The sequence below is a fragment of the Sulfuricaulis sp. genome, assembly GCF_049587675.1.
Lineage (GTDB): Bacteria > Pseudomonadota > Gammaproteobacteria > Acidiferrobacterales > Sulfurifustaceae > Sulfuricaulis.
The window spans coordinates 1-9,063 of sequence record NZ_JBAVEJ010000158.1; the positions used below are offsets into that span (position 1 = coordinate 1).

8 protein-coding genes and 1 pseudogene are annotated in these 9,063 nt (G+C 57.4%); 5 read left to right on the forward strand and 4 right to left on the reverse strand.

Features of this window, described 5'->3' with window-relative positions; all coding sequences use genetic code 11:
• From WB402_RS08240 to WB402_RS08250, 3 genes and pseudogenes are all read left to right on the forward strand, one after another.
• Positions 1-453: pseudogene (locus WB402_RS08240) on the forward strand (hypothetical protein); the annotation flags it as partial.
• Between the two features lie 45 nt (positions 454-498).
• Positions 499-981: a hypothetical protein gene (locus tag WB402_RS08245; RefSeq protein WP_424206775.1), complete on the forward strand. Its 483-nt coding sequence runs from the start codon at positions 499-501 to the stop codon at positions 979-981.
• A 45-nt stretch (positions 982-1,026) separates the two neighbouring features.
• A complete protein-coding gene (locus tag WB402_RS08250; RefSeq protein WP_424206777.1) occupies positions 1,027-3,621 on the forward strand; it encodes a tetratricopeptide repeat protein in 2,595 nt (864 codons plus the stop codon).
• 11 nt (positions 3,622-3,632) lie between these two features.
• On the opposite strand, the gene WB402_RS08255 is transcribed toward WB402_RS08250, so the two are convergent.
• The 4 genes from WB402_RS08255 to WB402_RS08270 all read right to left on the reverse strand — a co-directional run bounded on the left by WB402_RS08255 (position 3,633) and on the right by WB402_RS08270 (position 7,683).
• Positions 3,633-4,247: a transglycosylase SLT domain-containing protein gene (locus WB402_RS08255; RefSeq protein WP_424206779.1), complete on the reverse strand. Its 615-nt coding sequence runs from the start codon at positions 4,245-4,247 to the stop codon at positions 3,633-3,635.
• A 107-nt stretch (positions 4,248-4,354) separates the two neighbouring features.
• On the reverse strand, positions 4,355-5,233 hold the full coding sequence (locus WB402_RS08260; RefSeq protein ID WP_424206781.1) for a tetratricopeptide repeat protein: 879 nt from the start codon (positions 5,231-5,233) through the stop codon (positions 4,355-4,357).
• A complete protein-coding gene (locus WB402_RS08265) occupies positions 5,230-5,679 on the reverse strand; it encodes a cytochrome c-type biogenesis protein (protein ID WP_424206783.1) in 450 nt (149 codons plus the stop codon). The genes WB402_RS08260 and WB402_RS08265 overlap by 4 nt, the downstream gene beginning before the upstream one ends.
• 6 nt (positions 5,680-5,685) lie before the next feature.
• Positions 5,686-7,683: a heme lyase CcmF/NrfE family subunit gene (locus WB402_RS08270; protein WP_424206785.1), complete on the reverse strand. Its 1,998-nt coding sequence runs from the start codon at positions 7,681-7,683 to the stop codon at positions 5,686-5,688.
• A gap of 403 nt (positions 7,684-8,086) precedes the next feature.
• On the opposite strand from WB402_RS08270, the gene WB402_RS08275 reads away from it, so the two are divergent.
• Positions 8,087-8,545: an RDD family protein gene (locus WB402_RS08275; RefSeq protein ID WP_424206787.1), complete on the forward strand. Its 459-nt coding sequence runs from the start codon at positions 8,087-8,089 to the stop codon at positions 8,543-8,545.
• Positions 8,546-8,844: 299 nt separating this feature from the next.
• A partial coding sequence (locus WB402_RS08280; RefSeq protein WP_424206789.1) for a hypothetical protein occupies positions 8,845-9,063 on the forward strand: 219 nt, incomplete at its 3' end.

Here is a 9,063-nt window from a genome sequence, read left to right on the forward strand (position 1 = left end):
GCATTGGGCAAGCCGTCCGGTCATGTCGCCACCACGGCCTCGTGCGACACCTGTCACAAGAGTTACACAACCTTCACCGGCGCGACGTTCAGTCACACCGGCGTGAGCCCGGGCACTTGCTCTACCTGTCACTACCAGGGCGGATCGGGCTTGGCCGCGCCGACCAATCACATCCCCTACGCATCTCAGTTGGTTGCCGGCTCAAGCATGAACTGCGATTCCTGCCACAAGAGCATGACCAGTTTTGCGACTCAGACGATGAATCACAACAACAGTCAGGGTAATGGTTCGGGCTGGTGCAAAGGTTGCCATGCCAGCGGAACGAGCTATCTTGGAAGCATGGAGAAGAAGTCGCTGACCCATGAAAAGAGCACCGGAGTTACGGACTGTTCCCAGTCCGGTTGCCACCGGCCTTTGGGTACCAAGGGCAGCACCTACAATAACTGGGACTGACCTGACGCGCATGCGAAACAATCGGCAAGCAAAGGGGATGGATATATGAAAACAATATTTCTTGGGATGTCCCTGCTGTTGCTGACACTGGGCGCGGGCAACATTGCCCGCGCGCAAGACAACACGATCATGGATGACGTGGACACCTCGGTGGAAGGAGACTGGGCGCGGATTCGTATTCGCTTTTCATTTCCGGTGAACTACTTGCGCCATTCTCCGCAAGAACGCGGACAGTTACTGCAGATATTCTTTAATATCGCTTTCCTGCAAGCACAAAACGTCACTCTGCAGGAAGAGGTCCGGAATGTGCGCGCTACGCCCGTCATTCCCGGCACCATTATCACATACGAGCCGCCCATGTCTCATAATTTACAACGCGAGCCTTCATCGCTCAAGGTGCAATTCGACCGTGTAGTCAATTACGAAGTCCGGATGGGTGATGATCGTCGCAGCCTGGTCATATACCTGCCCATCGTGCCCGCAGAAACCAAGCCTAACGGTGCCACCAAAAATAAACCGGAAAAGTAAAAGTATTCAGTTTCATTCAACTACTTTCAGTTTGAGAATAACTCTATGTGGGCTGTTCCCCTTGTCGTGTTTGTCGTTTTACTTGTGCATCTTTCGTCGGCAACGCCCGTTCTCGCCGCATCCGATGAGAAAAACAGCGCTGGTACCGATGCCGATGTAAAAATCGACAAGCATTTCGTCGTGACACTGCGCAGCAGCTTCACGCCCATTTCGGACAAACAGGCCAAGCGTGATTTCCCGGACAGTCCGGTTTATCTAATTCAGAGCAAGGCATTTGATAAGACCGTCTATCTCGTGCGCGTGGGCTTTTTCAAAAACTATGCCGATGCCATGGCGTTTCGCGAGAGTGCGGTTACCAAGTATCCCGCGGCACAAGTCTCCGAGATCACAAGCAACGAATTTCTTACTATCCAGCGCACTTTACCGGTCCCGAAACCGGCCGCACCGACAGTGACAGCCAAAAAGATTGAGCCCCAGCCGGCGCCCTCGGTGCCACCCTCGCCCATTCCTGTGCCGGCACCTTCGGTCGCACCCGCACCCGCTCCTGTGCCGGCGTCTCCGGCCAGGGCAAGCGTATACTCACCGAAAGCTCTCTTCGCCATTCTTCTCGAGGAAAGCGATCGGGTCGCACCAGCGGTACGCGCACCGCTCCCAGCATCGCTGAAAAAATACCGTCTGTACACCACGCACACACGCGACAAGAAGAAAACGCTCTATCAATTGAAACTCGGCTTCTTCGAAAATGAGTCAGACGTCTATGCTGCCCGCAAACAGATGCAAGAAGTTTACCCAGGCACGAGAGTCGTGCGTGTCTCGTTGAGCGAACAAAACAATTCCATACAAACCGCCTTGAGCGCGCCCACTGCGCTGCCACCGGTCGCGGTACCGGTACCAAAGGTGCCACCAAGCGCAGTCGCAAAAGTGCCGGTGCCGACCCCGACCTTGCCCGCCGCTGTTCCGGAAATCACGCCGAGCGCCGCGGCAGGGCCCGCAACCTCCTACGATCGTGACGCCCTCGCATTGCTCGACAAAAGCCGTGCGGCACTCGCGCGCGGGGATAACAATGTAGCCATTGCCACGCTCGATCAATTGCTGCGGCTGCCGCCGAATCGCTATTCCCAGGACGCACAGGAATTGATCGGCCTCTCCCGCCAGCGCGCCGGAGAAACCGTGGCGGCACGCAAGGAATATGAACTTTACCTGCGTCTTTACCCGACTGGCGAAGGATCGGACCGCGTACGGCAGCGAATCGCGGCGCTGGAGGTATCGACAACGACAACACCTCCCCCTGAACTCAAGGCCGTGAAACCGCGTATGGAGGCGCAATCCACCATCGTCGGAAATCTATCGCAGTATTACTATCATGGCGCCAGCAGGCTGGACACCACGACGCTGACCCCGCCCGCCAATGCAGTAAACCTCCCCGGCCTGACCCAGACCGACCAGAGTTCGCTGGTGACCAGCCTCAACTTCACGCACCGTTACCGGAGCGAGGATTACGTCAACCGTCTGGTGATACGTGACACCTTCACCAAAAACTACCTGGAGGGACAGGACGACACCAATCGTCCCAGCGACATTTACTACGAGCTCAAAGACCGCAAGCTCGACTATTCGGCGCGCCTCGGCCGCCAACCCGGCGGTTCCGGCGGAGTGCTCGGGCGTTTTGAGGGGTTGCTCGCCGGCTATAACTTCTCGCCCAAATGGCGGATCAATGTCGTGGGTGGTGTACCGACCGACATCTCAAACGATTCTCACCTGAAATTCCTCGGTGCCGGCATGGATATTGGTCCTTTTGCCGAAAATTGGGGCGGCAGCTTGTACACGATGGAACAAAAGGTGGACGACGTCACGGACCGACATGCCGTGGGAGGCGAACTCCGCTACTTCAGCCAGATATTCACCCTGTATGGACTGTTCGACTATGACACGGAATTCAAGACCTCGAATATCGCGCTGGTACAAGGCAACTGGACTGCCACCAGCGGCACGACCGTGCACGCCTTGTTCGACCGGCGCAAAACACCGTCATTGTCGCTGACCAACGCCTTGATCGGCGAATCCGACACGTCGATCAAATCACAGCTCCAGACCAAAACCTATGAACAGCTCAAACAACAGGCGCTCGATCTGACGTCCACGACCGATCTGTACAACTTGGGAATTTCGCAACCGTTAAGCACGCGGTGGCAGGCAGGATTTGACGCGCAGTCGGCGCACACCTCGAGCACAGTGGGTTCCGTGAATCAGCCGGGCCAGCCGGACACGGGCACCATCTATACCTACACCGCAAACCTCATCGGCAACGGTATCTTTACGCAGCGCGATGTCAACGTGATCAGCATCAGCCATATCGCCGGCGAGACGCTCACCGGCGACTCATATTCATTGACCAACCGCCTGCTCTGGGGTGCAAGCTGGGCTCTCGATACCACCCTGAACTGGTACACCTCGCACGATTCGAGCACCAATACCGACACGGATCGCTTCTCGCCTACGTTGAGGCCGAGTTACAAGTGGAAGCAGAACATCACGCTGGAGGCGGAATTTGGCGAGGAGAGCACGACCAGCAGAGGCACACTGACCGAGGACACGACCCGTCGACGCTATTGGTCGTTGGGCTATCGCTGGGACTTCTGAGGGAAGCGTGACTAACGGACGTTGCGCTGATACTGCCGGTACAAGGTCAAAACACGCGGGACGTACTGCAGCGTCTCGCGATAGGGAGGAATGCGGTGGCCGTACTGGATGATGGCGTCCTCTCCGGCATTATAGGCGGCCAGCGTCAGCGAAAGGTCGTTGTTGAATTTCCGCATCAGGTCACGCACGTACTTCGCCCCACCCTGGATATTCTCCGCCGGGTCATAGAGATTGTGTACCCCGTAGCGTCGGGCGGTTTCGGGCATGAGCTGCATGAGACCGACGGCACCCTTGGGCGAAACGGCGTACGGGTCGAATCCGGATTCCGCCGCGATCATCGCCTGCAACAGCGCCTGATCGAGACTGTGTTCGCGCGCCGCCTTCTTCACCAGCGGCGCATACCGATCCGAAGCAGTGTGATACCCAGAAGTAGTTTTTACGGACTTGTCAGTCAACGCCCTGAATGACGCGCGCGCCACTCCCGCGTAGCGTGGGTCGGAGGGCACGTTGGTGAAGTGAGTAATTCCGCTGGCGTCCGTAAAGGTATAAACCACCGCCCACGCCGATTCGGCCATCAGGACCGCGAGGGTGAACACCGAAGCTGTCAGGGCGCCGTGGAGTCGCATAGTTATTATTGCAGGGTTCCCAGATATCTTGCGAACGCTCGTAGTTTAACCCGCCGCCGACGGTCAAGCCAAACGCGCGTCCAGGGCAAACCTTCTTACGGCGGGCTTTACTTTTTTCCCATTTTTTCGCGGGTCTTGCTGACAATACGGCTCAAATGCTCCGCCTCATTGCTGCCTGCCGGCAGGGCTTTCTGCAACGGCTCCCAATAACCGAGCGCCTGCTTGTAATCGCCCTTTTGAAAAGCGGCCAAGCCGAGAAACCACATGGCATCCTGGTTCTGCGGGTCAAGTTTCAGGAGCTTGCTGAAAAGAGTAAAAACCGGCCCGCCGGTATTCTGCGGGTCCGTGTTGTAGAGGAATGAGGCATATTCGGCCACCACCTCCGGATCGTCGGGCATGAGCTTGTAGGCGCGCGCGTAGGCGGCCTCCGCCGCCTCCTGACGACCCATCACCCCGTAGGCACGGCCCAGCCGCAACCAGCCGGCGGCATCGTCCGGCTGCTCTTCCAGGCGCTTTTCCAGGCGCGCGACCATCTCCAGCGCCTGGGGCGGTATCGAGCCAGTCGCCGACGCTTGGGGATTGAAAAGATACGTCAGTGTCTGACGCTGACCCAGCGCATAAAGGCCGGCGGAACACAGCGGCAGCAACACCCCGAGCGTCACAAGCCCGATCACCCAGGCACGGCGTGACTCGGCTTTGGCTTTTCTCTTTTTCTTGCCGCCACCCAGCGTCTCGAGTTCACGCAGGGTCCTGGCGAGTTCGGCCTCGAGGCGGCGGCGCTCGTCGCTCACGACGTCGGCGTCGATGTTGCGGTCGCCCTCTTCGACATCGAGCTCGTTCAGCTGCACGAGCAGTCGCTCGCGCAACTGCTGCAATTGATCGCGATGCTCCATGCTGTCCGGCAAGGTCGGCCGCGCCAGCGGGCGCGCCACGTACCACACCGTAACGACCACGATCAGCGCAGCGATAACGGCGAACCAGATCATGACTTGCTTTGCTTACGCGCACTGCGCACGCGTTCGACGTCTTCCTTCGACAGCGGCGGCGTGGGCGGCATGGAGGGGCGCAGCCGGCGGCGCAGGAAAACGAAGCCGGACGCGCCCACGACGATGATCAGCGCCAGCGGTCCGGCCCACACGATGGCACCCGATCCGCGCTTGGGCGGTTTCATCAATACATAATCGCCATAACGGTCGACAAAATATTTTACGATCTCGTCGCGCGATTTACCGGCCTGGAGCTGTTCGCGGATGATGGCGCGCATGTCGTGCGCCAGATCAGCATTGGATTCCGACACCGGCTGGTTCTGACACACGGTGCAACGCAGATCCTTGGCGATGTCGAGCACCTGCCGCTCCAGGGGATCTTCCGTCACCTGCGTGGCGAACACCGGCATGGCCACAAGGAGAAATAGAATAGTCAGAAACCGCATCAGGGATTATTTCACCACCGGGGCGCCGGCCAGGACATTGACTTCACGCCGGCGAGGGCTGCTGAGAGACAGGAAGAGACCGGACAGAATAATGGCGCCGCCGGTCCAAATGAATCGCACCAGTGGATTGACATAAATGTGCACTGCCCATTTGTCCTTTTCGTTCGACTCCGCAAGCACGACGTACACATCGCGCAACATCGTGGAATCGATGCTGGTCTCGGTCGTCGGCGCTTCCTGGCGCGGATAGCGGCGTCGCTCCGGCGTCGACAGGCGGCCGCTGTTGAGCAAGGTCAGACGGCCCTGAACCGCGTCGTAATTGTCGTGGTGGAACATTTCGATACCGTCAAAACGCAGCCGCTCGCCGGCCACTTCCACCACGTCCCCCGGACCCATGGATACCATCTCCTCGGAACGGAACAGGCCCGAGCCGATCAATCCGAGAGCGATAATGACAATACCAAAGTGCACGATCATGCCACCGTAATGCCGCCGGTTTCCGAGCACCGTCTTGAGGCAGGCGCGACCAATAGCCTCTTTCATCTGCTCTCGGCGCTGCCGTACCGCTCGAAGAAAATCAGCCACGAGGTTGGAAAAGGCAAACAACGCCAGCCCCGTCGCGGCCGGCCCGGTCCAGTGCACCGGAGGCAGGAATATCAGCACCGCAGCCGCCGCGGCCACACCAACAATGAACGGCCATAGCAGGCGCTTGCGCAAACGTTCGAGATTGACCTTGCGCCACGGGACCAGGGGTCCCACGGCCATCAGCAGAATGATGACGAGAAATAGCGGAACCATGACGGCATTGAAATACGGCGCGCCAACGGTGATTTTCTGTCCGCTGAAAGCGTCCAGCGCCAGCGGATAGAGCGTGCCCAGCAGCACGCTGGCGCAAGCCACCGTGAACAGCACGTTGTTCCAGACGAACAGCGATTCGCGTGACAACAACGAGGTGATGGTTTCCTCCGCCTGCTGGAAACGGCCCTTGGCCATGAAAATCCCGAACGACACGGTCAGCACGATGGTCATGAAAGCGAGAATGTAGGCGCCGCGTCCCGGGTCCACGGCAAACGCGTGCACCGAGGAAAGAATGCCTGAACGCACGAGGAAGGTGCCGAGCAGCGACAGCGAAAACGTGCTGATCACCAGAAAGATATTCCACGCATGCAACATGCGCCGGCGGTCCTGCACCGTGATGGAATGCACCAGCGCCGTGCCGAGCAGCCACGGCATGAACGAAGCGTTCTCCACCGGGTCCCAGGCCCAGTACCCGCCCCAACCCAATTCATAATAAGCCCACCAGCCGCCGAGGATCACGCCGGTGGTAAGGAACCCCCACGCGATCAGCGCCCAGCGCCGGATCAGTCCGACCCAGAGTTCGCTGCGCCAGCGCGTAATGAGCGCGGTCATGGCGAAGGCAAATGGCACCGAGAAGCCGACGTAACCCATGTACAGCCCGGGTGGATGAAACACCATACCCGGATCCTGCAACAAGGGATTGAGATCGTTCCCCTCCGCCACCGCCGGAAACATGCGTGTAAACGGATTGGACAAAAACAGGATGAGACCGAAGAAGCCGACCATCAGCCATCCCTGAACGGCGAGGATGATGGGCAGATGTTCCGGGTAATGCTTGCGCCCGTGCCAGCCGACAACCAACGTATATAAGGTAAGTATCCACACCCACAGATACAGCGAACCTTCGTGACCACCCCACAGGGCCGCTACTTTATAGAAGATGGGCAACAACGTATTCGAGGTGGCGGCAACATACTGGACAGAGAAATTGCTGGTCACAAAGGCATGCACCAAGCTGAGGCCGCCGATCGAGGTCAACACGAATACCGCCACGCTTGCGTTCACGCTGAGCTGGGCGAGCCGCGGCTGGCGCAGGTAATGCGCCGCAATCGGCGCGAGCCCCTGGATCAGCGCCACGATGAAAGCGAGATAGGCACAGTAGTGTCCCAGCTCGACAAAATTCAACGCCAGGTTATTGGCCAGCACTTAAAAAGTCCTTGTGAGGAGATAACCGCGGGAAGTTACGCAAGGTAGGAAGCCTTTCCTCGTCTATCAGTGGGTTACAAGATTAACCTATCGGGGTGCATTCGTATAGAGTTGCAGAACATGGCCGTTACTGATTTTTTGTACCCGGATAAACGGGCTGGTTTTGACGATAACCACAAAACTACTCACAGATTGTGTGCATAAGTTTGTGTGTAATCGCCGGTTGGAGGACTGAAAGCAGCCTGACCGCAGAACCGCCGTTAGATTGAACATTTTTTAAACATGCGCCGGCGTTTTGCCAGGCGCCGACTGGCCGGATTCACACGCCACAGGTAATTGAATCAAATCGCACTTGCATCCCGGCGCAATTTCTGTTCAAAAGATTTTTTCTGCCGCCAAGAACATGTCCGACACCGCCACGCCACCTCCCTTGCCTCCACCCGGGCTGCTACGCCGCCTCGGCGCCATGGCCTACGACACCCTGCTGCTGCTCGCCCTATTAATGATGCTGAGTTATCCCTACGTGTGGCTGACCGGCGGCGCCAAGCCCGGACTGTTTGTCAAAACGCTTTACCAATTGTACTTGCTCACCATCTGTTTTCTGTTCTACGGCGGCTTCTGGGTCCGCGGCGGACAGACCCTGGGCATGCGCACCTGGCGCATCAAACTGGTGCGGGGCGACGGCGGACCGATTACGTGGACAATTGCGTTGAAACGTTTTACTTATTCCCTGCTCTCATTGCTTTGTCTCGGGCTGGGATTTCTGTGGGTGCTCTACGATCGCGACAAGCTGGCGTGGCATGACAGGCTGTCGGGGACGCGACTGGTTCGGTTGCCGAAAGAGCAGAAGAACGCGCGCTGATTGTCATTCTAGAGAAAGCGAATCCAGGATTTTTATGATGAGGCTCTAATCAGCAAAACCATGTTTGTTTAAAGTTACCCCCCAGCCATTGTTTTGCTGCTATTTCAGCATTTGCTGATAAAGCTTTATTCTGAAGGGAACTTGACAGGTATCTGAAATCGCGGTGAGATCGACGCGCAAAAATTGCCACCAGTTGCAGTTGCACTCAGAAATAAAAGGAATGAAAAAAAATAACAATTAGGCGGAAAAAAATAATAACAAAGCGCCCCCGAGAGGCGCATCACCACAGGAGAGCTACGATGCGTTCATCATTCGGGCAGGGATTCAGTGCCCTCGTACGGTGGTTTGTGTCACGCCTAGCAAACCGGACTTGTTCTTCCTTGCCTCTTTTACCCCGGATACTGGGGGCGTTGCTCTTTTTATTTTTCAGCAATTCTCTTCTTTCTGCCAATTATTATTTTTCGACAAAAAGCGCTGCTCTTGCCAAATGCTATTCGCTCGAGACTCCTAACCCCCGT